Below are 24,657 nucleotides of genomic sequence, written 5' to 3'. Positions count from 1 at the left end.
GATTCGCTCCTACGAGGTGTGGGGTAGGAGCGAATCGGGCGGCGTTCCGCTCATTCGAGAAGAACAGATCAGGAAGACAAGTAAGACGAACGAGTCAGGCCAAGGCGCAACGCATCCAGATACTGCGTACGCTCACGCGGGCTGATCCTGGCGCTGGCAACCTTGTCCCGGTAATGGGTCATCAGTTCTTCCGGCGACAAGTGTACGTAACGCAGCATGTCCTCGATGGTGTCGTGGGTTTCGATACCGGCGTGGTACACGCTGCCGTCCAGGTTCTGGTAAATGTTCACCGAATCGGTATCACCGAACAGGTTGTGCATGTCACCCAGGATCTCCTGATAGGCGCCCACCAGGAAAATCCCCAGCAGGTAGTCTTCGCCTTCATTCAGGGCATGCACCGGCATGCTGGTTTCGATGCTCTGCTCGTCCACGTACTGGTTGATCTTGCCATCCGAGTCACAGGTCAGGTCCTGAAGCACCGCACGGCGCACAGGCTCTTCGTCCAGACGATGCAAGGGGATGATCGGCAGCACCTGCCCGATGGCCCAGGTATCGGGCAGGCTCTGGAATACCGAGAAATTGCAGATGTACTTGTCGGCCAGCTTGTCGTTGAGTTCGTCCAGCACCTGACGGTGGGAGCGCTGACGGGCCTTCAGCGAGTTATGCAGACGGCGGCAGACTGCGAAATAGCACTGCTCGCCCAAGGCCTTCTGCGCCAGGCTGATCTTGCCGTCGGCGTACTGGGTCGCGATATCGCTCATGTAGTGCGTAGCGCGCCAGTAAGTCTCGGTCACCATCTCGATATCGGTCGGGCCAAGCAGATCGATCAGCCACTGCACGGTTTCCGGCAGGCTTTCCTTGTCTTCGATCACCGGGACGTCATCGTTGTGTCTTTCGACGTCAGTCACCTGCACCACCAACATGGCGTGGTGCGCGGTCAGAGAACGGCCACTTTCGGAGAAGATGTGCGGATGCGGCAAGCCCTGCGCATCGCAGAACTCCTTGAGCATGCCGACCACGACACCGGCGTAGTCGTCCATGTCGTAGTTGATCGAGCTGGCATTACGCGAGTGCGTGCCGTCGTAGTCCACACCCAGACCGCCGCCCACATCGATGTGATCCACCGGCAGCCCCAGGTTGCGCAGCTCGCCGTAGTAACGAATCGCTTCCTTGAAACCATGCTGGTAGTCCGCCAGGTTGGCGATCTGTGAACCCATGTGGAAGTGCAGCAGACGAATGCCCTGGTCCAGACCAGCCTTGCGGAAACGCTCGACCACCGAGAGCAACTGTGCGGCCGACAGCCCGAACTTGGATTTTTCGCCACCGGTATCGGCCCACTTGCTGGAGGCCAGCGAAGACAGACGCACGCGCAGGCCCACTTGCGGAGCGACCTTGAGTTCTGCGGCTTCTTCGATCACCAGTTCGACTTCGGATTCTTTCTCGATCACGATGAAGACGTTGTGACCCAGCTTCTGGCCCATCAGTGCCAGGCGGATGAACTCGCGGTCCTTGTAACCGTTGCAGACGATGGTCCCGCCCTTGGGGGCCAGCGCCAGCACCGCCATCAGCTCGGGCTTGGAACCCGCTTCCAGACCAATGGAGACGTTCTGGGTGGCGATGATGTTTTCCACCACCGCTTCCTGCTGGTTGACCTTGATCGGGTACAGCGCCGTGTACTGGCTCTGGTATTCCAGGCGTGCAATGTTGCTGTCGAAAGCGCCGGTCAACTGGCGGACACGGTCCTGCAGGATATCGGGGAAACGCACCAGCAATGGCAGGGACAGACCGCTCTTGCGCAGATTGTCGACCTGCTCATAGAGATCGATGGGCGAACTGCCCGGCCCCTTGGGACGAACTTCAACGCGACCGGCTTCATTGATCGCAAAATAACCGGCCCCCCAATGACGAATCCCGTAAACACTGCGGCTGTCCGCAACGGTCCATTGGCTGCCATCGTCTTTGCGTGTGCGTCGTACGGACATCGAAGTCCCCTATAGATAAGTCATGTAGCGCCGGCCCAATGACAGGCATGCGCAGTGTAGAGAGTGGAAATGACGGTTTGGTTCTCGCTCAGCCGCCAGACTTTTTGGCCTTGAAGCCTTTCTTGACCAGTTCTGCCAGCAACAGCTCGACGTGATCGCCCTGAATCTCGATCACTCCGTCCTTGAGGGCTCCGCCTGTACCGCAACGCTGCTTGAGCGCCTTGGCCAGATCCTTGAGCCCTTCCTCGGCCAGCGGCACGCCCGTGATGGTGGTCACGGTCTTGCCTCCACGGCCTTTGCTCTCGCGCCGCACGCGCGCAATGCCGTCTCCTTCAGGGATGACGGTTTGCTTGCAGGTGCAGGCATCGACGGGCTGACGACATTCGGGGCAATGGCGCCCTGCGTCGGTTGAAAACACCAGGCCACCCAAGGCGGCAAAGGATGCGGCTTTTTTAGCCACGGGAAATCCTCTTGTTGAGGACTGAAGACGGGCCGGGCTCGGTATTGAGCCTTCGACCGCGAAGCCCCACTCTGGCAGGGGCAGCGCTACTGGAACGGCTCGGCCGGCCCAGCTTGAAAAGGTCGCGCAGTGTACCGGCAAAAAGCATGCTTGCTAAGAGCCTGAATGCGCCAATTTACTGAACATTTGCGACCTGCTCCAGATAGCGTTTCAGCGCCGCCAGAGAGTCCGGGCAATAAGGCTTTTCAGCGGTTTCCGTCAGCACTTGGGCAACCGGGATAAAACGCGCCTGCAACACCTCTTCCGGTTGCAGGCTCAGAGGCCCGTCCCAGACGGCGGAAAACACCGCGCACCAGATCCGGTTGCCCGGCTGATCGAAGAGAAACTGCTCATGGGCCTGCAACGCAACGCCAGCGACGCCCAGTTCTTCCTCAAGCTCGCGGGCTGCGGACTCGGCATAGCTTTCGCCAGCCTGAACCATACCGCCCGCCGCCACATCCCAGAAACCTGGGTAAATGGCCTTGCTCAGGGTTCTTTGGTGAACGCAGAGTTCGCCTGCCGAATTGAACAGCAATATATAGGTACCCCGCCCTATAAGGCCGCGCTCGCGCAATTGGGCACGGGGGAGCGAGCCCAATAGCTGATCCTGCTCATCGACCCAGGCGATCAGTTCGGCATCCGAGGCGGCGCGGTGCGCGGCCTCGTGCGAAGAAACGGCCATCAGCCCTGGGACAGCAACTGACGAAGGTCAATAACTGCCGCGTTGGCTCGCGAGATGTAGTTGGCCATGACCAGCGAGTGGTTGGCCAACACGCCAAATGCGCTGCCGTTCAGGACCATCGGGCTCCACAGCGGCTCCTGAGAGGCCTCCAGCTCACGAATGATCTGACGCACGCTGACGGTAGCGTTCTTCTTGGCCAGTACGTCCGCGAAGTCCACCTCGATGGCACGCAGCAGATGCGACAACGCCCAGGCCTGACCACGAGCTTCATAGAAGACGTTGTCGATTTGCAACCATGGGGTTTCCACTATTTCCTCATCGACCTGCGGCACTTCGCCCGGCTTGACCGAGGCAATGGCTTCGGTTTTCAGAGTGCTGTTGAGCTTGACCCGACCGACACTGGCCGACAGGCGTTGCGACAGGGAACCCAGACGGGTGCCGACATCGCCCAGCCAGTTATTCAGGTTGTCGGCACGGGCGTAGAACAACGCGCCCTTCTGGTTAGGATCGGACAAGCGGGCCTGATAACGGCTCAAGGCATTGATGCCATCGGTGTACTGCGACTCGCTCGATGGCAACACCCAACTGCGGTTGTCGAAGTTGAACAACGGCTCGGCACGGGCCAGATCCCCGTCTTCAGCCGATTGCGACTGCGAACGGGCAAAGTCCTTGCGCAACGCACGACTCAGGTCACGAACCTGCACCAGCACGCCATATTCCCAGCTTGGCATGTTGTCCAGCCACAGGCCTGGCGGAAAGCGGTCGTTGGACAGATAACCGCCACGCTTGGTGAGCAGCGTCTGGGTAACTGTCTTGAGGGTTTCGACGGTGGTGTAGCCAATGACCATCGGCTTGCCTTCACGCTCGGCGGCGGCCTGCGCATTCTGCTGCACGGGAAACAGGGCAGGTTCCTTGCTCCAGTACCAGCCCACCAGCAGGGAGACCAGGAGATAGATCAGAATCAGGGAGCCCAGGGCCCTGCTATAGAAAAGGTTGCCCAGGTAACCACGTCTCTTGACCGACGCAGTATCAGCGGTACGCTCACCCGCGCTGCCTGCGCGGTTCTTCCAATCCAGCATGGTAAGGGTCCTTTTCAATCACAGGTTCAGGGCTTCGACCGCAACCTTACAGCAAGGTGCCTTTTGCTGACATGTACGGCGCAAGGTTTTGTTGCCGCACCAACACCCCGACTCAGGAACAAGGTGCGAATGGCAGAGAAATAACGACCATCACGCAACCTTTGGGCACAAAAATGACTCTGACAGAAACCAGACGCTCTTTTGTTGACGAATAAGTGACTTACGGCACTCTTCTATACAATCGGAGGTGCTAGCATAGCGCCAGCAGTGGTACTACTCAGCGAACCCACAGTACTCATAATATGACCGAGTCAGAAGACCCTAGCCGCGATCGTCTCAAGCATCATTTTGCCCAAAGGGTCACTCATCAAGCGCGTCAGATTCTTGAGACTTGGCAACGCCTGCAGAAATCCGAGTGGTCGCTCGCCGACATGGCCGAGCTGAAGGATTCGACCCTGCGTCTGCTGCGTTTCGCCGAGCGTTTCGAGCAGGCCGAACACCTGCAACTGGCCCGGGATATCGGCCTGGCGCTGGAAACGGTCGAAGCCAATCGCGGCCGCCTCAATAGCAGCCTGATCACCGAACTCAACCGTTTGATGCAACGCCTCTCACGTACAGGCCTGCGTCACGGCGACAAACTGGAACAAACCTCCCTTCCGCCACTGCGCAAGCCAGTCTATGTGGTCTTGCAGGACCGCGAGCGGGCCGAACGGCTGGCCAAACAGCTGGAGTTCTTCGGCCTGTCGGCCCTGTCACTGGACAACGTGGCACAGTTCCAGTCCGCGATGCTGGAGCGCCATCCGTCGGTCATCATCATGGACGTGGATTTCAGCGGCCCGGGCGAAGGCCTGAAGCTCGCCTCCCAGGTTCAGGAAGGGCTGGAGCAGAAACTGCCGCTGCTGTTCTTCAGCCATCATGAAACCGATACGCCGACCAGGCTGGCCGCAGTGCGCGCCGGTGGCGAAGAGTTTCTGACCGGCACACTGGAAGCCTCAAGCCTGCTGGAGAAAATCGAGGTTCTGACCTGCGTTGCCCAGTATGAGCCTTATAAAGTGCTGGTCATCGATGACTCCCGCGCCCAGGCCACTCACACCGAACGCCTGCTCAATGCCGCCGGAATCGTGACCCGGACATTGCTGGACCCGATCCAGGCCATGTCCGAACTGGCCGAATTCCAGCCGGACCTGATCATCCTCGACATGTACATGCCCGGATGCACCGGCACGGAACTGGCCAAGGTCATTCGCCACAATGACCGCTACGTCAGCGTTCCGATCATTTATCTGTCTGCCGAAGATGATCAGGACAAACAGCTCGACGCAATGAGCGAAGGCGGCGATGACTTCCTGACCAAGCCCATCAAGCCACGCCACCTGATCACCACCGTGCGCAATCGGGCAGCCCGGGCGCGAAGCCTGAAGGCCCGCATGGTGCGCGACAGCCTGACCGGCCTGTACAACCACACACACATCCTCCAGTTGCTGGAGGATTGCAGCTTCCGCGCACGCCGCGAGAACAAGCCCCTGTGCTTTGCCATGCTCGATATCGACCACTTCAAGAAGGTCAACGACACCCATGGCCACCCGATGGGCGACCGTGTCATCAAGAGCCTGGCGTTATTCCTCAAACAGCGCCTGCGTAAAACCGATTTCATTGGCCGCTACGGCGGCGAAGAGTTCGCCATCGTGATGCCGGACACCGACATTCAGAGCGCACATCAGGTGCTCGAAGAAATTCGTTATCGCTTTGCGGAAATACATTACCCCGCGCAACCCACAGACCTGTTCTGCACCTTCAGTGCCGGCGTGGTCGCACTCGGCGTGCATGATGACAGCCTGACTCTTGCATCCCAGGCCGACAACGCGCTGTATCGCGCCAAGCATGCCGGGCGCAATCAAGTGCATTCGGCGGTCGTCGAGGTGCCTTACCACGTGGTATTGCCTGAGATTCAGGCCTGAAAGCTCAGTCGTTCAAGGCCCCTCCCGAAATCCATCCTTACAAACCTCATCCCTGCATGCCGTGAAACACTCCGCTATCATGCGCTGACTTTCGAGAATCGAGCCTGCCATGCGCCGTTTGTTATGCCTGATGCTGTTGATCCTGGCCCTGCCCGCTTTCGGGACCAGCCTGCTGGACAGTCGCCCTGCACCGACACTGGGCGGCGCCACACTGGATAACAGCAAGGAATTCCTGCCTGTACGCCAGGCATTCAAATTGAGCCTGATCGAAACGACCCCGCAATCGATCAAGCTACGCTTCGTCGCCACCGACGGCTATTACCTGTATCGCCATCGCTTCCAGTTCCGCACCGAACCTGCCGACATCGGCCTGGGTGAGGCGCAATTGCCCCAAGGCGAAAAGAAACACGACGAGTACTTTGGCGACGTCGAGGTCTATCACGGCATTCTGGACATCGACCTGCCCCGCAAGCCCGGTGAAGAGCGGCCTTTTGTCCTGAGCGTGAGCTATCAGGGCTGCGCCGATAAAGGCTTGTGTTACCCGCCGGAAACCGAGCGACTGAATATTGGTGACGTGCCACCTGCCGACACCGCATCAGCGGCAGGCAAGCAGGCCTGGAGCTGGAAAGAGCTGGCGCTGTTTTTTCTCGCAGGTATCGGCCTGACATTCACGCCCTGCGTGCTGCCAATGTTGCCGATTCTTTCCGGCGTGGTCTTGCGGGGTCAGGTCGGCGGTCTGCGCGGCCTGAGTCTTTCACTGGCCTACGTTTTACCGATGGCCGTGTGCTTCGCCGTGCTGGGCGCCTTGATGGGCATGTTCGGAGCGGGCCTGAACCTGCAGGCACGTCTGCAATCGGCCTGGGTACTGGTGCCGTTTTCGCTGTTCTTCGTGCTGTTTGCCGTGGCGATGTTCGGCGTCTTTGAACTGCGTCTTCCGCAAGCCATCAGCAACAGACTGGATCGTATCGCAGGCAAGACCGAAGGTGGTTCGCTCTGGGGCGCAGCCGTGCTCGGCGTGGTTTCCAGCCTGCTGGTATCACCTTGCGTCTCGGCGCCACTGGCCGGCGCGCTGCTCTATATAAGCGCCAGCGGAGATGCTCTGGGCGGCGGCCTGAAACTGTTCGCCCTGGGGCTGGGCATGGGAGCGCCGTTATTGCTGGTCGCGACCGGCGGAGCGGCGTGGCTGCCAAAGAGTGGCCCATGGCTGGTAACCGTGAAAAACGCCATTGGCGTGCTGCTGCTGGGCCTGGCCATAGGCTTGCTGAGCCGCGTACTGCCAGGGCAGATCACCTTGCTGCTGATCGGCATTCTGTGTGCCGGTGTCGCGCTGTTCCTCGGAGCCCTGGAATTCACTGCAAAATCTTCACGCCAAAAACTCGCGCAACTTCTCGGCCTGCTTTTGTTCGTCTACGCTCTGGCATGCTGGTACGGCGCATTGAGCGGGCAAACTGACCCGACTCGTCCACTGGGGCGCCCACAGGCAGCCACCATCAGCAACGGTATGGCAATACCGGTGACGTCCCAATGGCAGACCATCACCACGTCTGCCGAACTGGACCGGGCCTTGAGCGAAGCAAAAGATGCAGGCAAACCCTTGCTGCTCGACTGGTATGCCGACTGGTGCATCAGTTGCAAGGTTATCGAGCATGAAGTCCTGCCTGATCCAGGCGTCGTCGAGAAACTGACGGGCTACAGCCTGATCCGGTTCGACATGACAGACAGCAATGCAGAGCAACGTGCCCTGCTTGACCGCTACAAGCTGTTCGGACCACCCGCGTTGTTATTTTTCAGTAAAAGCGGCGAAGAACTGAAAAATGTCCGAGTCATTGGTGAAATCGACGTTCCTGCTTTCCTTGAGCGCATAAATAGAGCAAATGACCAAAATTAGGTGTCGGGTCATAAACTTTACGCAAACATCGCTCATTGTGCTGGCTACTGTAGTTAACTGGACAGTACATTCCCCTTGCGGCATAGTCGCCGGGCGTGAACGCCCGTAAACAAAATAAAGGAATAAACGATGGCGACTTTCCTGGTACTGCACGGCCCCAACCTGAATCTGCTCGGTACTCGCGAGCCCGGGATATATGGTGCCGTCACCCTGGCTCAAATCAACCAGGATCTGGAGCAGCGCGCTCGCGATGCCGGTCACCATCTGATGTACCTGCAAAGCAACGCCGAGTACGAATTGATCGACCGAATCCATGCTGCACGCACCGAAGGCGTGGACTTCATCATCATCAATCCGGCTGCTTTTACACATACAAGTGTGGCAATACGTGACGCGCTGCTGGGAGTGAGCATCCCATTCATCGAAGTGCATTTATCAAACGTGCACAAACGCGAACCTTTCCGCCATCACTCCTACTTTTCAGATGCTGCTGTAGGAGTGATCTGCGGCCTTGGCGCCAGCGGTTACCGACTGGCCCTGGAGGCCGCCCTGGAACAATTGGCCGTTAGCTCCAAGCCATGACCGGACCAGCATCGCTGGCCCTCACGGCTTGAACCGGCTGCCGAAATGCCCTGACAGACCCCTTGGGAGTTGATGATTAATGGATATTCGCAAAGTCAAGAAACTGATCGAACTGCTGGAAGAATCTGGTATCGACGAGCTGGAGATCCGTGAAGGCGAAGAATCCGTACGGATCAGCCGTCACAGCAAGACTCCGGCACAACCGTATTACGCGCCGGCTCCAGTTGCCGCGCCTGTAGCTGCTGCTCCGGTCGCACCGGTTGCCGCTGCTGCTGCCGCAGAAGCACCTTCGGCTCCGAAGCTGAACGGTCACGTGGTCAAGTCGCCAATGGTCGGTACGTTCTACCGCACTCCGGCACCTACTTCGCCTGCATTCGTCGAAGTCGGCCAGACCGTCAAGAAAGGCGACACCATCTGCATCGTCGAAGCGATGAAAATGATGAACCACATCCAGGCAGAAGCCAGCGGTGTGATCGAATCCATCCTGGTAGAAAACGGTCAGCCGGTTGAATTTGACCAGCCGCTGTTCACTATCGTTTGAACCGGGGAGAGCCTGCGATGTTGGAAAAAGTTCTGATCGCCAACCGCGGCGAAATTGCCTTGCGCATCCTGCGTGCCTGTAAGGAACTGGGCATCAAGACCGTCGCTGTACACTCCACGGCAGATCGCGAGTTGATGCACCTGGGCCTGGCAGATGAAACCGTCTGTATCGGTCCGGCTCCAGCCAACCTGTCCTACCTGAATATCCCGGCAATCATCTCGGCAGCCGAACTGACCGGCGCCACGGCGATTCACCCGGGCTACGGCTTTCTTGCGGAAAACGCGGATTTCGCCGAACAGGTAGAGAAATCGGGCTTCGCCTTCATCGGCCCAAAAGCAGACACCATTCGCCTGATGGGCGACAAGGTTTCCGCCAAGGACGCCATGAAGCGCGCCAGCGTACCGACGGTTCCAGGTTCTGACGGCCCACTGCCGGAAGACGAAGAAACCGCGCTGCGCATCGGCCGTGAAGTCGGCTACCCGGTGATCATCAAGGCCGCCGGTGGCGGTGGTGGTCGCGGCATGCGCGTGGTTCACCGCGAGGAAGACCTTATCGAAGCTGCCAGCCAGACCCGCGCCGAAGCGGCTGCCTGGTTCAGCAACCCGATGGTCTACCTGGAAAAATACCTGACCAACCCACGTCACGTGGAAGTTCAGGTCATTTCCGATGGCCAGGGCAATGCCATTCACCTGGGCGACCGTGACTGCTCGCTGCAACGCCGTCACCAGAAAGTCCTGGAAGAAGCACCGGCACCGTTCATCGACGAACAAGCCCGCAAGGACGTGTTCGCAGCTTGCGTAAAAGCATGCGTGGACATCGGCTACCGTGGCGCCGGCACGTTCGAGTTCCTGTACGAGAACGGCCGCTTCTACTTCATCGAAATGAACACTCGTGTTCAGGTAGAGCACCCGGTTTCGGAGATGGTCACCGGTATCGACATCGTCAAGGAGATGCTGAGCATCGCCGCCGGCAACAAACTGTCGTACACCCAGGATGACGTTGTCATCACGGGCCATGCGCTGGAATGCCGTATCAACGCTGAAGATCCGAAAACCTTCATTCCGAGCCCGGGCCTGGTCAAGCACTTCCACGCGCCAGGCGGTAACGGCGTGCGTGTAGACTCGCATCTGTACAGCGGCTACAAGGTTCCATCGAACTACGACTCGTTGATCGGCAAGCTGATCACATGGGGCGCGACCCGCGACGAAGCCATGGCACGCATGCGCAATGCCCTGGACGAAATCGTGGTCGACGGGATCAAGACCAATATCCCGCTGCACCGCGACCTGACCCGTGATGAAGGCTTCTGCGAAGGCGGAGTCAACATCCACTATCTTGAGCACAAACTGGCCAATCAATAAGTCAGCGTGTTTCAGATCAACAAAGCCGCAGCGATGCGGCTTTGTTGTTTGCGCCGCATAGAAGTAAACTTGCCCGCTTCTTCGCGGCAGTACCGCGCACACATTTTGACTCGAAGGTAATCCGCCATGCCTTGGCTGCAAGTCCGCCTCGCCATCAGCCCAGAACAAGCCGAAACCTACGAGGACGCGCTGCTTGAAGTCGGCGCCGTATCCGTGACCTTCATGGATGCCGAAGACCAGCCGATTTTCGAGCCTGAACTCAATACCACCCCGCTGTGGGCACACACCCACCTGCTGGCCCTGTTCGAAGCAGACACCGACGCCGATCTGGCACTGGCGCACCTGCGCCTGCTGACCGACGCCGAACTGCCCGAGCACACCGCCGAAGTCATCGAAGACCAGGACTGGGAGCGCAGCTGGATGGATAACTTCCAGCCAATGCGCTTCGGCCAGCGCCTGTGGATCGTCCCGAGCTGGCACGCTGCTCCAGAGCCTGACGCCGTGAACCTGCTGCTCGATCCGGGCCTGGCATTCGGCACCGGCACCCACCCGACCACTGCACTGTGCCTGGAATGGCTGGACGGCCAGGACCTCAAAGGCTGCAACGTGCTGGATTTCGGCTGTGGCTCGGGCATCCTGGCAATCGCTGCACTGTTGCTGGGCGCCGAGCAGGCAGTGGGCACCGATATCGACGTTCAGGCACTTGAAGCCTCTCGTGACAATGCCGGACGCAACAACATCGCAGCCGAGCGCTTCCCGCTGTACCTGCCTGAAGACATGCCACAGCAACAGGCCGACGTGCTGGTCGCCAATATCCTGGCCGGCCCGCTGGTATCGCTGGCACCGCAACTGGCAACACTGGTCAAGACCGGCGGTCGTCTGGCACTGTCCGGAATTCTTGCAGAACAAGGTGAGGAAGTAGCCGCAGCCTATGCTGCTACATTCGATCTGGACCCTATCGCCAACCGTGATGGCTGGGTACGCATCACAGGTCGTCGCCGTTAACAGCCGCCTGAACCGGACAGCAGCATGACCGACAGCTTCGTCACCCAGTGCCCCCACTGCCAAACCAGTTTCAGAGTCAGCCACGCCCAACTGAGCGTGGCCCGCGGCGTGGTGCGCTGCGGAGCCTGTCTGCAGGTTTTCAATGCCGCCCGGCAACTGCTGGAGCAGCGCTCGGCCGACGAACCCGAGATCACGCAACCGCCCGCACAGGAAATCGCCGCCCCGCAAGTCACCGAACAAGCGCCTCCCGCGCCGATCGTCGAGCCCGAACCGACTCCGGCACCTCAGGAAGTCATCCCGGAAGATGACGATCCCTGGAAGGTCAGCGAGTTCGACCTGGACAATCTGGACCTCGACGAAGAACTCGCCCGGCTTGAACAGCGGGAAATCCAGCTGCCCGACACCTTCGGCAAGGCAAACACCCGCAACGGCGATGCATTGCTGACGGCCCAGCGGGACAATGCGGAAGCCGAAGAAAGCACATGGGTCGGCAGCCTGCGCAATGACGATGTCAGCCACCTGCCGGAAATACAGGCCGAAGTTGTCACCGCCACAGAGCCGACTGCAGAGCCCGAACCCGACTCAAGCCCCGAACCCGAGCAGCCTGCCGGCCGTGAACGGACCGAGCCGTCATTGTCACTGGGCGACGTCGATCTGGACGATGACCAGCCGGCACTCAGCACCCGCAAGCAGCCAACCAGTGAAAGCACTGAGCGCTGGTCGGCACGGGATGAAGAGGAAGACGATCACGACGACGAACACGAGCCATCGATCGACCCTCGCGGCAAACGCACGCGAAACGAACCGGCGGTGCGCGATCAGGCACTTCTGGACCTGACCGATGACCCGCTGCAACTGGACTGGCAACGCCCCAAGCCACGCTGGGGACGCCGCCTGTTCTGGGGCCTGCTGGTTCTGCTCGCCCTGGCAGGGCTGGCGGGCCAGTACATCTGGTATCACTTCGACCATCTGGCCAGACAGGACCAGTACCGCCCCTGGTTCCAGCAGATCTGCCCGAAAATTGACTGCAAGGTGCCATCGAAGGTCGACATTGCACTGCTCAAGAGCAGCAATCTGGTGGTGCGCAGCCATCCGGAGTTTCAGGGCGCACTGGTAGTGGACGCAATCATCTACAACCGCGCATCATTCTCACAGCCGTTTCCGCTTCTTGAGCTAAGATTTGCCGATACCAGCGGTCAGCTCATTGCCAGTCGTCGGTTCAAACCGGGCGAATACCTGAGCGGCGAAATGGCTGGCAAGGAAGAGATGCCACCCCAGACACCGATCCATATTGCGCTGGATATCCTCGATCCTGGCGCCAAAGCCGTGAATTACAGCCTGAACTTCCGCTCACCGGAATGAGCCCGGCCTCACCCTGCCCGCCGATGCTCTCAGGTGCCTGAAAGCACGTTTGCGCGGGCCATGAAGCATAAATAGCGAAGTTTTCATGACATTTCGCCCAAAAAGCGAACCGTTAGCGATAAGAAAATAACTGTTCAGATTTTATCCAATTCAGCCTTTATCCAGTCATCGAGAGCGGGTATCATGCCAACCCTTTTTCAAACTCTCGGTTCAGTCTCAAGGTTGCGCAAGCAACTGAAGACGGGGCTGTTGCAGACCGTGTGGAACGGTTTTTTACACGGCCTGCGGATGATCCGGCCCCACGATAGGTAAAGCTATGTCGGCGGTACGCATCGGTCCGTATACGTTACAGAATGGCTTGATTCTCGCCCCGATGGCGGGCGTCACCGACCAGCCTTTCCGGCAACTGTGCAGAGAACTCGGCGCAGGCCTGGTGGTATCGGAAATGGTCACCAGTGACATGAGCCTGTGGAACAGTCGCAAATCGCGTCTGCGCATGATCCACGAAGGTGATCCCGAGCCCCGCTCGGTCCAGATCGCCGGCGGTGATCCGCAGATGCTCGCGCAGGCAGCGCGGGCCAATGTCGAACTGGGTGCCCAGATCATCGACATCAACATGGGCTGCCCGGCCAAGAAGGTCTGTAACAAGGCCGCAGGCTCGGCGCTTCTGAAAGATGAAAAGCTGGTGAGTGAGATTCTGCAGGCCGTAGTGGCTGCAGTCGATGTACCGGTGACCCTGAAGATCCGCACCGGCTGGGACCGCGACAACAAGAACGGCCTTACGGTCGCCAGAATCGCCGAACAGTCAGGAATACAGGCGCTGGCGGTTCACGGTCGGACCCGTGCAGACCTTTACACCGGCGAAGCCGAGTACGACACCATTGCCGAAATCAAGCAGGCGATGTCGATTCCGGTATTCGCCAATGGCGACATCGATTCACCCGAAAAAGCCCGGTACGTGCTACAGGCCACCGGAGCGGACGGGCTACTGATTGGAAGGGCCGCCCAGGGGCGACCATGGATTTTTCGTGAAATAGATCACTACCTGCGTACTGGCGAAAAACTGCCAGCGCTGCCGGTCAGTGAAGTGGAACGTATTCTGCTTGAACATCTGACAGCCCTCCACGCCTTCTATGGGGACGTGATGGGCGTGCGTATTGCACGCAAGCATGTCGGTTGGTATCTCGCAACCTTGCCGGGCGCCAGGGAATTTCGCGCCCATTTCAATCGTTTGGAAGATACGGAAGCACAGTGCGCCAACGTCCGGGAGTTCTTGAGCCAAGGCTACAAGGGCCCGGATAACCAGAATAAAGAAGAGGTGGCCGCATGACGATGATGACCGAGACTTTAGTGAGTGGAACAACACCCGTGAGCGACAACGTCAATTTGAAACAGCACCTCAACACGCCGAGCGAAGAGGGTCAGACCCTGCGCGGCAGTGTCGAGAAGGCGCTGCACAATTATTTCGCCCACCTCGAAGGCGCTTCCGTCACTGACGTGTACAACCTGGTGTTGTCGGAAGTCGAGGCTCCGCTTCTCGAAAGCGTGATGAACTACGTCAAGGGCAACCAGACGAAGGCTTCCGAACTGCTGGGCCTCAATCGCGGCACGCTGCGCAAGAAACTCAAGCAGTACGACCTGCTTTAAGCATTATTCAATACAGAAAAGGCGACCCGCCTTGCACAGCGGTCGCCTTTTTTTGCTGACTTCCTTTGCTTTTGATGGAAATTGAAATGACCGACCAGACTACCCGCCTGCCGATCCGCCGCGCTTTGATCAGCGTTTCCGACAAGACAGGAATCCTCGAATTCGCACGCGAGCTTGAAGCGCTGGGCGTCGAGATTCTTTCGACTGGCGGTACTTTCAAGCTGCTGCAGGACAACGGTGTTGCAGCCGTGGAAGTGGCCGATTACACCGGTTTCGCCGAGATGATGGATGGCCGGGTCAAAACCCTGCACCCCAAGATCCACGGCGGCATCCTGGGTCGTCGCGGTATCGACGATGCAATCATGAACGAGCATGGCATCAAGCCGATCGATCTGGTCGCGGTCAACCTCTATCCGTTTGAAGCCACGGTTTCCAAGCCGGGCTGCGACCTGCCGACCGCCATCGAGAACATCGATATCGGCGGCCCGACCATGGTTCGTTCCGCTGCGAAGAACCACAAGGACGTCGCCATCGTGGTCAATGCCAGCGACTACGCCCAGGTCCTGGAAAACCTCAAGGCCGGCGGCCTGACCTACGCTCAGCGTTTCGACCTGATGCTCAAGGCTTTCGAGCACACTGCTGCCTACGACGGCATGATCGCCAACTACCTGGGCAGCGTCGACCAGAGCGCCGAAACCCTCAGCACCGAAGGCCGCAGCCAGTTCCCGCGTACCTTCAACACCCAGTTCATCAAGGCGCAGGAAATGCGCTACGGCGAGAACCCGCACCAGAGCGCGGCGTTCTACGTTGAGGCCAGACCTGCCGAAGTCGGCATCGCGACCGCTACCCAGTTGCAAGGCAAGGAACTGTCGTTCAACAACGTGGCCGACACCGATGCCGCCCTGGAATGCGTCAAGAGCTTCGTCAAGCCAGCCTGCGTGATCGTCAAGCACGCCAACCCGTGCGGCGTCGCCGTCAGCCCGGACGACGAAGGCGGCATTCGCAAGGCCTATGACCTGGCCTACGCCACCGACGCCGAATCCGCTTTTGGCGGCATCATTGCCTTCAACCGCGAGCTGGACGCCGACACCGCCAAGGCCATCGTTGACCGTCAGTTCGTTGAAGTCATCATCGCACCAAGCGTCAGCGCCGAAGCTGCTGCCATCGTTGCGGCCAAAGCCAACGTTCGCCTGCTGACCACCGGCCAATGGGCTGCCGAACGTGGCGCTGCCTGGGATTACAAGCGCGTCAATGGCGGCCTGCTGGTACAAAGCCGCGACATCGGCATGATCACTTCTGCCGACCTCAAGATCGTCACCCAGCGCGCACCGACCGAACACGAAGTACACGACCTGATCTTCGCCTGGAAAGTCGCCAAGTACGTCAAGTCCAACGCCATCGTCTACGCCAAGAATCGCCAGACCATCGGCGTCGGCGCAGGCCAGATGAGCCGCGTGAACTCCGCACGCATCGCCGCCATCAAGGCTGAGCACGCTGGCTTGCAGGTTCAGGGCGCGGTCATGGCTTCCGACGCATTCTTCCCGTTCCGCGACGGCATCGACAATGCCGCCAAGGCAGGCATCACTGCCGTCATCCAGCCAGGTGGCTCGATGCGCGACAGCGAAGTGATTGCGGCAGCAGACGAAGCGGGCATTGCGATGGTATTTACCGGCATGCGCCATTTCAGACACTGATTGCAGTTTTGAGCCTCAAGCTGCAAGCGACAAGAAAGAGCGGATTGCGCCGTTCTTTCTTGATGCGGCAGTTCAATTTTTCAAAGCCATAAGCTGTAGTTCGAGAGCTGCGCGATCAGCCTTCACTTGCAGCTTGTAGCTTTTCTCCGAAGGAGACTTTCACTTATGAACGTATTGATTATCGGCAGCGGCGGTCGTGAACACGCTCTGGCCTGGAAAGTGGCTCAGGACCCGCGGGTCGAGAAGGTTTTCGTCGCGCCGGGCAACGCCGGTACGGCCATCGAAGCCAAGTGCGAGAACGTCGCCATCGACGTACTGGCTCTTGAGCAACTGGCCGACTTTGCCGAGAAGAACGTGTCCCTGACCATCGTTGGTCCGGAAGTCCCGCTGGTTGCAGGCGTCGTGGATCTGTTCCGCAGCCGTGGCCTGGACTGCTTTGGCCCGACTGCCGGTGCCGCTCAGCTCGAAGGCTCCAAGGCGTTCACCAAGGACTTCCTGGCTCGCCACAAGATCCCGACTGCCGACTACCAGAACTTCACAGAGATCGAGCCTGCCCTGGCTTATCTGCGTGAGAAAGGCGCCCCTATCGTCATCAAGGCCGACGGTCTGGCAGCCGGTAAAGGCGTGATCGTTGCAATGACGCTGACCGAAGCAGAAGACGCCGTTCGCGACATGCTGGCAGGCAATGCCTTTGGCGAAGCCGGTTCGCGAGTTGTGATCGAAGAATTCCTCGATGGCGAAGAAGCCAGCTTCATTGTGATGGTCGATGGCAAGAATGTTCTGCCAATGGCCACCAGCCAGGACCACAAACGTGTCGGCGACGGCGACAGCGGTCCGAACACCGGCGGCATGGGTGCTTACTCCCCTGCTCCTGTGGTTACTGCCGAAGTTCACCAGCGCGTCATGGATCTGGTCATCTGGCCAACTGTTCGCGGCATGGCAGAAGAAGGCAACGTTTATACCGGTTTCCTCTATGCTGGTCTGATGATCGACAAGGCTGGCAACCCGAAAGTCATCGAGTTCAACTGCCGCTTTGGCGACCCGGAAACCCAACCTGTCATGCTGCGCCTGCAATCGAGCCTGGTGCTGCTGGTCGAGGCCGCTTTGGCCCAGGCACTGGACAAGGTTGAAGCACAGTGGGACCCTCGTCCAAGCCTGGGTATCGTTCTGGCTGCCGGTGGCTACCCTGGCGATTACGCCAAAGGCGCGGCGATTGAAGGTCTGGATGCAGCGGCACAACTGCCGGGCAAGGTATTCCATGCAGGCACGGCACTGAAAGATGAGCGTGTCGTCACAAGCGGTGGTCGCGTATTGTGTGCAACCGCACTGGGCGACAGCGTCGGTAACGCACAGGAAAACGCCTACGCCCTGGCTGCGAAGATTGATTGGGAAGGTTGCTTCTACCGCAAGGACATTGGCTATCGCGCCATTGCCCGTGAGCGTGGTGAGAGTCAGGAATAAGTCTGCCGGACCAGCCCCTGACAAGGGGGCTGGTCGGTTGCTCCGGTACTGCGCACTGTTATCAGGCATTCACTCAGGAAGGGATATCAACGTGCGCTGGCTCAGGATTGCCATAGTTTCAACAGCCGGATTACTGTCCTTGCTCTTCATGCTTACGGCCAAGGCCGAGCATGGCGCAGGCTGGTCGACGCTGCTCGACGAACAGGCAAGCCTGCAACTGAACGATATCCGCTCGGCCCGCTACCAGAACCAGTTCAGCCCCATCGACCTTGAACGGGTCACTGCCGCAGACCGCAACAGCGCGCTATGGCTTCACTATCGGGTCCCTCCTACCCGGCACGAACAACTGATACGCATCTTCGCGCCAGACCTGGCCAGCGGAGACCTGTACATCATCGAAGGCGAAAAGCTGGTCGATCACCTGCGCACAGGCAACGATGTGCCCAAGCAGGACCAGCGACTGCCCTCCAACGATTTTCTGCTACCCGTCCCGCAAAGCGACGTCCCGCTGGACTTGTATCTGCGACTCGTCTCGACCCAGAAACTGCGCCCCAGCATCACGCTGCAACCGGCGATAGCCAGCGCGGCAGATGAGCGCGAACCCTTTCTGTTCGGCCTGTTGTTCGGCGCGCTGATCATGCTGATCACCCAGAACCTCACGCGCTACTGGCATACCAAATCGCGCAGCAACCTGTGGCTGGCAGCCTGTGAAACCCTGCTCGCGCTGAGTGCGTTCCTGCTGCTCAACCTGCTCGACATGGCCAAGACCTGGCATATCGCGCAAACTCCGGGCGCTCACATTGCGCTGTTGCTCGCCGCCGTGGCGGGGCTGTTTTATACCTATTGCTTCTTTGTGCATCGGGGCATCAAGCCACTCGACCGGCTGATGCAGATCGACGCCGTACTCATGGGCACGGGTGTGCTGCTGGTACTGCTCTTCGACAGCCTGCCGCTCAACGTCATGACTTTCCTGCTGGTTTCCCTGACCACGCTGAGCATCCTGACGGTATCGATCTGGCACTGGCAGAAAGGCTACCGGCCGGCGCGCCTGTTCGTGGTTTCGATGATCATCTTCAACCTCGGCTATCTGGTCATCGTTCCGGGCCTGCTGTGGCTGAGCCTGATCCCGCCGCAGTGGCTGATCCTCGCCCTGCTGGGGGTTTTCTGTATCTGCGGCCTGCTGATGGGCATCGCCCTGAACGAGCGTTCGCGCAGCATTACCGAGGACAAGTTCAGCCTCAGCCGCGACCAGGCTGCCAGCACGGCAGAGGTCAATGCCAAAGCCGAGTTCCTGGCCAAGATCAGCCACGAAATACGCACCCCGATGAACGGCGTGCTCGGCATGACCGAGCTGCTGCTGGACACGCCACTGTCGGTCAAGCAGCGCGACTATGTGGAAACCATCCACAGTGCAGGCAACGAACTGCTGACACTCATCAACGAGATTCTCGACATCACCAAGCTGGAATCGGGGCAGATCGAACTCGACGATGTGCAGTTCGATATCAGCGCTCTGGTCGAAGACTGCCTGAATATCTTCCGCGCCAAGGCCGAGCAGCAGAATGTCGAGCTGATCAGCATGATTCACCCTCAGGTTCCGCGCGTCATCAGTGGTGACCCGACACGTCTGCGCCAGACGCTGATGAGCCTGCTGGAAAACGCCCTGAAGAAAACCGAAGAGGGCGAGATCCTGCTGGCAGTCGCTCTTGACTCCAAACCCGGCAAACATCGCGTGCGTATTTCTGTGCAGGACAGCGGCATGCCCCTGTCTACCGAGGAACGCGATGCCTTGATGCACACCGAACTGCACAGCAAGCACTTCCTGACCAGCAACAAGCTCGGCGGCCATCTGGGCCTGGTGATCGCACGCCGGCTGACGGAATTGATGGATGGCGAATTCGGCATCCAGAACGGCAACCCTCAGGGCACCACGCTCTGGCTGAGCCTGCCACTGGACTCCAAACTGCTGGAGCAGCCGACTACCGATCTGGACGGCCCGCTCAAGGATGCCCGTGTGCTGGTCGTCGACGACAACGATACCTGCCGCAAGGTACTGGTGCAGCAATGCAGTGCGTGGGGCCTGAACGTCAGTGCCGTACCGTCCGGCAAGGAAGCCCTGGCGCTGCTGCGCACCAAGGCGCATCTGCGCGACTATTTCGACGTGGTGCTGCTAGACCAGAACATGCCCGGCATGAGCGGCATGCAACTGGCTGCCAAGATCAAGGAAGACCCGAGCCTCAATCACGATATCCTGCTGATCATGCTCACCGGCATCAGTAATGCACCCAGCAAGATCATCGCCCGCAATGCCGGTATCAAGCGTATCCTGGCCAAGCCGGTAGCCGGTTACACGCTCAAGACCACACTGGCGGACGAACTGACCCAGTTGAACAAAGGTGTCGTGCCTCTCCCGGCGCAGCCTTCCTTGAACACTCCGGTCAGCGTGCCCGGCGACTTCCGCATCCTGGTGGCCGAAGACAACAGCATCTCCACCAAGGTCATCCGCGGCATGCTCGGAAAGCTCAATCTGCACCCCGATACTGCCAGCAACGGCGAAGAAGCCCTGCGTGCCATGAAAGCCCAGCGTTATGATCTGGTCCTGATGGATTGTGAAATGCCGATCCTCGATGGTTTCTCGGCGACCGAACAACTGCGAGCCTGGGAAGTGGGCAACCAGCGCGTACGGACCCCGGTCGTGGCCCTTACGGCGCACATCCTGGCCGAACACAAGGACCGCGCCCGTCAGGCAGGCATGGACGGGCACATGGCAAAACCCATCGAGCTTTCGCAGCTGAGGGAACTGATCGAATACTGGGTCGCGCAGCGTGAAGCAACACGCAACCTGACGTCGAACGGCAGCCTTTACCAGCAGAACTGATGAGTCGAAACAAAGCCGCCTGATAGACTTGCCTGCCTCTCCCCACTTGCTGCCGTGAGCCAAGATCATGCTCCATGTGCTGTTCAGCGTTTATTTGAAGATGCTGGTGCTCTATAGCCCGTTCTTCGTTCTTTCCTGCTTCATCAGCCTGACCCGCGGCCACTCGCGCAAGGAGCAACGACGCCTGGCGTGGAAGGTCGCACTGGCGACACTGATTTCCAGCGTGCTGCTCTATCTGTTCGGGCGAGTGATCTTCGATGTATTCGGCATCACTGTGGATGCCTTCCGGATTGGCGCTGGCAGCGTGCTGTTCATTTCGGCACTGGGCATGGCGCAAGGCAAATCAGCGGTCCAGACCGATAACATCCAGCAGGATGTCACCATCGTTCCCTTGACCATACCGATCACCGTCGGCCCCGGCACCATCGGTGCGCTGCTGGTCATGGGCGTCAGCCAGCCTCATTGGGACGACAAGCTCACCGCCATTCTGAGTATTGCCCTGGCCAGTTTCAGCGTTGGAGTCGTTCTGTATCTGTCTGATCGAATCGAACGCATCCTCGGTGACCAGGGCCTGCAGATTGTCAGCCGCCTGATGGGGTTGTTCGTCTGTGCTCTGGCAGCGCAGATCATTTTTACCGGTGTCAGAGGGTATCTGGTTCCCTGAGACCTCAGAGCGGAATGCGCTTGATACGCTCCGCTCCCCTGCCCTGTAATTCCTTTCGCACACGGTCGCGGTTCAAAGCGTATTGAGCGCTGTCGAAGACGAAGCCGCCGCCCTTGAGCAACAGCCTCATTTCATAATTGAGCGGCCACATGGGAATCCTGGATATCCATGAGTACCAGGGTTTTGGCTTGGTAAGGCTGATCATTTGCAGCCCACAGATCACGATATGAATCTGCCCGGACTCTCGTTTCTCGCAAGGCACTATCTGAAAGCTTTCGGAGCGCCCCACACTGAACCAACTGCTGAAAAAGTCTTTTGCATGCTCGCTGTTGAACATGAGCTGAAGCGAAGATTTCGCCAGTTCAGCAAGCCGGGGAGAAGTGATACGGGCCACAAGCAACGCGGCCTGACGCTGGAAATCCTTGGGTTTATTGAAGACCGCGGACTTTTGATCAATCACCGATGTGCGTGAAAGCCCGCACGTCACCAGCTTCTGCTGGTACGCATTGATCCAGCCCTCCCAGTTTCTCTTGCGGTCATAAGCCTCGAAAGCACACAGCTCGGCCAGCAAGAGGCAGTCCTGAATATCCGCACGCTCCTGCGCATCAATGCCGGGCAGGAAAGAAACCAGGTTATTGGCCATCAACAGAGAGTTCGAATTCATCACTCGCCCTCCCCCAGATCGACAATCAACTGATCACGTCTTTCACCCAGCCTGGCGACCAGATCCTTCCTGAAATAACCGAAGCCGTGTTCATCCAGCTCGGCCGAAACAGTTGCGATCTCCAGATTCTTCAAGCTGTCCGGTCGGGCGAACAATTGCGAAAGCGGCATTTCACCTGCGAGTGGCGTGCTTTTGAACGAAAGAATGATCAGGTTGAGCACCGGCTCGACATCGACAAACCCCAGTTGCAGGGTTATGGAGCAATCCTGCCTGTCGGGCGAGGCCAACTCTGCCGTCGACCCGGGAAGCATCGGGGCCGGCAGACAGCGGGTCGTCTGTTCAATAAACAAAGCCTTGGCGGCAATCTCTTCGGTGCCACTTACAAAGTGCTTCAAGGTGCGCTCTGCATGCTCGATGAACGGCAAAGGCACTCGACTGGCCAGCTTTTCCCTGGTGTAGTCCCACAGTGAACCTGTGTACTCCAGGGGCGCATCCTGCACCTCGCGGTAGGTGATATTGCAGCGAAACCGGGTCAGAGCACTGAGATAGGTCTGACGCCATTCGACAGGCTCGGCAAACTTCTCATGCCTGGCCGAGGCGGCCAACTGGCTATACAGGCTACAGTCCAGCACATCCGACTTGAATGAAGAGGATACGCCGCTGGAAAAAAAGAACAGGCTGCCTGCGTTGATATAACGCTGTTGCATTCCCTTGCACATAAGATTCCCTCATTACGCTCATCGAAAAAAAGCCGCGGCGAACCGCGGCTCAACACCTCGTCAAATCTCGAACTCAGCCAGTGCAGATCGGGCATTTGCCGTCAGCTTCGCCTCGACCTCACCCTTTACCCGCGCATAATGCTGAAGGTTCAGGACCAGATTGTTCTCGGCACGCTTGATGCGCACAGAAGCATTGTTCCATTCCCAGAACAGCACGTTGGTTATGTCCTGAGAGGTAACGAAGTTCACGGCCCCCATCGCCATGACCACTTCACCATCACTGGACTCGGCTGCGGACGCGATAGTGAACTTGGCACTTTTATGGGTTTTGCTTGAGTTCTCGAACAACCGCAGAGGCTTGTCACTGGCTTGCAGTGCCTTCACGGTGTCCTTCGCGACCTTGAGCAGCAATACAGAAGTCGGGCCTGGCACTGCCATGGCAACGATGGCCGATTCCAGAATCTTGAGCGCTTCCTGTTCCATGGTGAAACGGGTATTGCTGCTTCGATAGTCCGAAAGCTCTTTGGACTGGGAGAACCAGCCGCAGTAACCCAGCACCTTGGTGAAGGTTTCGTACCACTGCACGGCATTCTCATTGCTGTCCCGGTACTTCTTGTTGGCGGCCAGCGAAGCGAGCAGAACGCTGTCCTTGATAATCTGTTTGTTCTCTTTGGACATGCCGGAAACGATAGAGACTACGGTATCTCCGGCCACCAGAGCACCGGGATTCTTCTCATCCACTTCCATAAGGCCGAGAGACTTCCTCTTGTTATCGACATGTTCCTGGTGATCACAGTCACCCAGGTCACAGTTAGCGATTTCGATCTTGCTTTTTTCAACTTCATCAAACATTTCAAGTTCCTTTTTTAAGTTGGGTTCATCCTTGAAGGACAACTCAAAGCTACTCCATGCATTCGGGTTTCTCCATACCGTGCAAAAGCCGCCGACTGCAAAAAGTAGGACCTCGACAGGCATATAGAGAAATAACAAATAAATACCGCACACCCCACAAGTACAAGATAAGCAAAGGAGCAGAACGGGCGTTGTTTTAAAAATCCTATTCAGGTCCTTCACCATCAAAGAACCTGGATGACATCAGAGCAACCCAAATACCCAGCACATCAATGGATATTTCTTACAGCCTCTGCTGTAAGCAAATAATTCAGATGTCTATCTGACGGATATTGAGGTTACCGACAGCTTTCAATCTGGCGCGGATACGCTCCCTTTGCGAAGCAAAAACGGTCCTGTTGAACGCATAGACACCACCCCCCAGGCGCACGACCATCTCGCGATTGATCCACGAGTCGCCGCCGCGGCTATCCGAGGTAATGGTCGAGCTGGCATGCAGACCGCACAGCAGGAGATGTACTTCCCCGGCAACCTCTTCGCAGGGCACGATCTGAAAATTACCGACCGATCCCGAACCCGACCCGTACTGAAAGAAATGCCGCGCATACTGATTGAGCCGCGCCGCCTTGAATGAGCGCCGGGTGAGTTCCAGCAGGTTGTCGACACGCACTGAACCGGTGATATCGAAACTGATGCTATCCAGCTCTTCAGCACCGGTAATGACCATCGGCTCCTTGACGATCTGACTTTTCAGTTTGCACCCTGAACGGACCAGGGTACTGCGGTAATAGTTGAGCCAACTGGTCCAGAACTCGTTTGGCCGGTAACTCTGGGTCGCAAAGAACTCGGCATACAGCAGCATATCCGCAATATCTTCACGGGCCTGTCTTGAAACAGTCGAAGAGAAAGAAACGATAGTATTGCCCGCTATCAGGGCATTGAAGTCTTGACTTGCCATTATCTACATCCTTATAGAAACAAGGATATGAAACTAGCCAAGCTGACGCAGCTGCACAACACAGAAAACGGCTAAAAGTACAAGATTACAACAACAATAAACAACGACCCGCAGGGATTAAAGAGACTTCTTACTTTATCGTCGTGAATGAACTCGCTCCTATAGCCTGCCGGAGCGAATT

At 58.3% G+C, this 24,657-nt stretch carries 21 protein-coding genes; 13 read left to right on the top strand and 8 right to left on the bottom strand.

Features of this window, described 5'->3' with window-relative positions; translation table 11 throughout:
• Positions 1-68: 68 nt before the first annotated feature.
• The 4 genes from speA to Q6A51_RS10835 form a co-directional block, all read right to left on the bottom strand.
• Positions 69-1,982 (bottom strand): arginine decarboxylase, encoded by a 1,914-nt coding sequence (speA, locus tag Q6A51_RS10850; RefSeq protein WP_201020354.1) that lies wholly within the window; start codon positions 1,980-1,982, stop codon positions 69-71.
• A gap of 88 nt (positions 1,983-2,070) precedes the next feature.
• Positions 2,071-2,442: a translation initiation factor Sui1 gene (locus Q6A51_RS10845; protein WP_201005002.1), complete on the bottom strand. Its 372-nt coding sequence runs from the start codon at positions 2,440-2,442 to the stop codon at positions 2,071-2,073.
• Between the two features lie 175 nt (positions 2,443-2,617).
• The gene (locus Q6A51_RS10840; RefSeq protein WP_201020353.1) at positions 2,618-3,163 is read right to left on the bottom strand and encodes an NUDIX hydrolase; all 546 of its coding nucleotides are present in this window, start codon (positions 3,161-3,163) and stop codon (positions 2,618-2,620) included.
• Positions 3,163-4,242 (bottom strand): DUF2333 family protein, encoded by a 1,080-nt coding sequence (locus Q6A51_RS10835; RefSeq protein WP_201005006.1) that lies wholly within the window; start codon positions 4,240-4,242, stop codon positions 3,163-3,165. The genes Q6A51_RS10840 and Q6A51_RS10835 overlap by 1 nt, the downstream gene beginning before the upstream one ends.
• Before the next feature lie 302 nt (positions 4,243-4,544).
• On the opposite strand from Q6A51_RS10835, the gene Q6A51_RS10830 reads away from it, so the two are divergent.
• The 13 genes from Q6A51_RS10830 to Q6A51_RS10770 all read left to right on the top strand — a co-directional run bounded on the left by Q6A51_RS10830 (position 4,545) and on the right by Q6A51_RS10770 (position 21,283).
• A complete protein-coding gene (locus tag Q6A51_RS10830; RefSeq protein WP_201020352.1) occupies positions 4,545-6,200 on the top strand; it encodes a response regulator in 1,656 nt (551 codons plus the stop codon).
• A gap of 109 nt (positions 6,201-6,309) precedes the next feature.
• The gene (locus tag Q6A51_RS10825) at positions 6,310-8,088 is read left to right on the top strand and encodes a protein-disulfide reductase DsbD (protein ID WP_201020351.1); all 1,779 of its coding nucleotides are present in this window, start codon (positions 6,310-6,312) and stop codon (positions 8,086-8,088) included.
• Positions 8,089-8,217: 129 nt separating this feature from the next.
• Positions 8,218-8,670 (top strand): type II 3-dehydroquinate dehydratase, encoded by a 453-nt coding sequence (gene aroQ / locus Q6A51_RS10820; RefSeq protein ID WP_201005012.1) that lies wholly within the window; start codon positions 8,218-8,220, stop codon positions 8,668-8,670.
• Positions 8,671-8,749: 79 nt separating this feature from the next.
• Positions 8,750-9,211: an acetyl-CoA carboxylase biotin carboxyl carrier protein gene (accB, locus tag Q6A51_RS10815; protein WP_201020350.1), complete on the top strand. Its 462-nt coding sequence runs from the start codon at positions 8,750-8,752 to the stop codon at positions 9,209-9,211.
• 17 nt (positions 9,212-9,228) lie between these two features.
• Entirely contained in the window at positions 9,229-10,572 is a 1,344-nt protein-coding gene (gene accC / locus Q6A51_RS10810; RefSeq protein ID WP_201005015.1) for an acetyl-CoA carboxylase biotin carboxylase subunit, read from the top strand.
• A 126-nt stretch (positions 10,573-10,698) separates the two neighbouring features.
• Positions 10,699-11,577, top strand: coding sequence for a 50S ribosomal protein L11 methyltransferase (prmA, locus tag Q6A51_RS10805; RefSeq protein WP_201005017.1), 879 nt, complete (start codon positions 10,699-10,701; stop codon positions 11,575-11,577).
• Between the two features lie 24 nt (positions 11,578-11,601).
• Positions 11,602-12,939: a DUF3426 domain-containing protein gene (locus Q6A51_RS10800; protein ID WP_304574778.1), complete on the top strand. Its 1,338-nt coding sequence runs from the start codon at positions 11,602-11,604 to the stop codon at positions 12,937-12,939.
• Positions 12,940-13,255: 316 nt separating this feature from the next.
• Positions 13,256-14,269: a tRNA dihydrouridine synthase DusB gene (gene dusB / locus Q6A51_RS10795; protein WP_201020348.1), complete on the top strand. Its 1,014-nt coding sequence runs from the start codon at positions 13,256-13,258 to the stop codon at positions 14,267-14,269.
• Positions 14,266-14,586 carry a DNA-binding transcriptional regulator Fis gene (fis, locus tag Q6A51_RS10790; RefSeq protein ID WP_002555375.1) on the top strand — a complete coding sequence of 107 codons (321 nt, stop codon included), beginning with the start codon at positions 14,266-14,268 and terminating at the stop codon, positions 14,584-14,586. The genes dusB and fis overlap by 4 nt, the downstream gene beginning before the upstream one ends.
• A gap of 86 nt (positions 14,587-14,672) precedes the next feature.
• Positions 14,673-16,280, top strand: coding sequence for a bifunctional phosphoribosylaminoimidazolecarboxamide formyltransferase/IMP cyclohydrolase (gene purH / locus Q6A51_RS10785; RefSeq protein ID WP_201020347.1), 1,608 nt, complete (start codon positions 14,673-14,675; stop codon positions 16,278-16,280).
• Between the two features lie 165 nt (positions 16,281-16,445).
• Positions 16,446-17,741 carry a phosphoribosylamine--glycine ligase gene (purD, locus tag Q6A51_RS10780; RefSeq protein WP_201005024.1) on the top strand — a complete coding sequence of 432 codons (1,296 nt, stop codon included), beginning with the start codon at positions 16,446-16,448 and terminating at the stop codon, positions 17,739-17,741.
• A gap of 91 nt (positions 17,742-17,832) precedes the next feature.
• Positions 17,833-20,619: a hybrid sensor histidine kinase/response regulator gene (locus tag Q6A51_RS10775; protein ID WP_304574777.1), complete on the top strand. Its 2,787-nt coding sequence runs from the start codon at positions 17,833-17,835 to the stop codon at positions 20,617-20,619.
• Positions 20,620-20,686: 67 nt separating this feature from the next.
• Positions 20,687-21,283, top strand: coding sequence for a MarC family protein (locus Q6A51_RS10770; protein WP_201005026.1), 597 nt, complete (start codon positions 20,687-20,689; stop codon positions 21,281-21,283).
• A gap of 4 nt (positions 21,284-21,287) precedes the next feature.
• Here the strand turns inward: Q6A51_RS10770 and Q6A51_RS10765 are convergent, their stop codons facing one another.
• The 4 genes from Q6A51_RS10765 to Q6A51_RS10750 form a co-directional block, all read right to left on the bottom strand.
• The gene (locus Q6A51_RS10765) at positions 21,288-21,947 is read right to left on the bottom strand and encodes a hypothetical protein (RefSeq protein ID WP_201020345.1); all 660 of its coding nucleotides are present in this window, start codon (positions 21,945-21,947) and stop codon (positions 21,288-21,290) included.
• A complete protein-coding gene (locus Q6A51_RS10760) occupies positions 21,947-22,654 on the bottom strand; it encodes a hypothetical protein (protein WP_304574776.1) in 708 nt (235 codons plus the stop codon). Before Q6A51_RS10760 ends, Q6A51_RS10765 begins: the two co-directional genes overlap by 1 nt.
• Before the next feature lie 72 nt (positions 22,655-22,726).
• Positions 22,727-23,518 (bottom strand): hypothetical protein, encoded by a 792-nt coding sequence (locus Q6A51_RS10755; RefSeq protein ID WP_201020343.1) that lies wholly within the window; start codon positions 23,516-23,518, stop codon positions 22,727-22,729.
• A gap of 310 nt (positions 23,519-23,828) precedes the next feature.
• Positions 23,829-24,476: a hypothetical protein gene (locus Q6A51_RS10750; RefSeq protein WP_201020342.1), complete on the bottom strand. Its 648-nt coding sequence runs from the start codon at positions 24,474-24,476 to the stop codon at positions 23,829-23,831.
• Positions 24,477-24,657: the final 181 nt, after the last annotated feature.

This window comes from Pseudomonas serbiensis (assembly GCF_030580745.1).
GTDB classification, from domain to species: domain Bacteria; phylum Pseudomonadota; class Gammaproteobacteria; order Pseudomonadales; family Pseudomonadaceae; genus Aquipseudomonas; species Aquipseudomonas serbiensis.
Note: the sequence above shows the minus strand (reverse complement) of the source record. Positions and strands in the feature narration are given on the sequence as shown.

Bases quoted from the DNA above. Each gene is read 5' to 3' on its own strand.
- speA (WP_201020354.1), bottom strand. From the start codon at position 1,982: ATGTCCGTACGACGCACACGCAAAGACGATGGCAGCCAATGGACCGTT.
- Q6A51_RS10840 (WP_201020353.1), bottom strand. From the start codon at position 3,163: ATGGCCGTTTCTTCGCACGAGGCCGCGCACCGCGCCGCCTCGGATGCC.
- Q6A51_RS10835 (WP_201005006.1), bottom strand. From the start codon at position 4,242: ATGCTGGATTGGAAGAACCGCGCAGGCAGCGCGGGTGAGCGTACCGCT.
- Q6A51_RS10830 (WP_201020352.1), top strand. From the start codon at position 4,545: ATGACCGAGTCAGAAGACCCTAGCCGCGATCGTCTCAAGCATCATTTT.
- Q6A51_RS10825 (WP_201020351.1), top strand. From the start codon at position 6,310: ATGCGCCGTTTGTTATGCCTGATGCTGTTGATCCTGGCCCTGCCCGCT.
- aroQ (WP_201005012.1), top strand. From the start codon at position 8,218: ATGGCGACTTTCCTGGTACTGCACGGCCCCAACCTGAATCTGCTCGGT.
- accB (WP_201020350.1), top strand. From the start codon at position 8,750: ATGGATATTCGCAAAGTCAAGAAACTGATCGAACTGCTGGAAGAATCT.
- accC (WP_201005015.1), top strand. From the start codon at position 9,229: ATGTTGGAAAAAGTTCTGATCGCCAACCGCGGCGAAATTGCCTTGCGC.
- prmA (WP_201005017.1), top strand. From the start codon at position 10,699: ATGCCTTGGCTGCAAGTCCGCCTCGCCATCAGCCCAGAACAAGCCGAA.
- Q6A51_RS10800 (WP_304574778.1), top strand. From the start codon at position 11,602: ATGACCGACAGCTTCGTCACCCAGTGCCCCCACTGCCAAACCAGTTTC.
- dusB (WP_201020348.1), top strand. From the start codon at position 13,256: ATGTCGGCGGTACGCATCGGTCCGTATACGTTACAGAATGGCTTGATT.
- fis (WP_002555375.1), top strand. From the start codon at position 14,266: ATGACGATGATGACCGAGACTTTAGTGAGTGGAACAACACCCGTGAGC.
- purH (WP_201020347.1), top strand. From the start codon at position 14,673: ATGACCGACCAGACTACCCGCCTGCCGATCCGCCGCGCTTTGATCAGC.
- purD (WP_201005024.1), top strand. From the start codon at position 16,446: ATGAACGTATTGATTATCGGCAGCGGCGGTCGTGAACACGCTCTGGCC.
- Q6A51_RS10770 (WP_201005026.1), top strand. From the start codon at position 20,687: ATGCTCCATGTGCTGTTCAGCGTTTATTTGAAGATGCTGGTGCTCTAT.
- Q6A51_RS10765 (WP_201020345.1), bottom strand. From the start codon at position 21,947: ATGAATTCGAACTCTCTGTTGATGGCCAATAACCTGGTTTCTTTCCTG.
- Q6A51_RS10760 (WP_304574776.1), bottom strand. From the start codon at position 22,654: ATGCAACAGCGTTATATCAACGCAGGCAGCCTGTTCTTTTTTTCCAGC.
- Q6A51_RS10755 (WP_201020343.1), bottom strand. From the start codon at position 23,518: ATGTTTGATGAAGTTGAAAAAAGCAAGATCGAAATCGCTAACTGTGAC.
- Q6A51_RS10750 (WP_201020342.1), bottom strand. From the start codon at position 24,476: ATGGCAAGTCAAGACTTCAATGCCCTGATAGCGGGCAATACTATCGTT.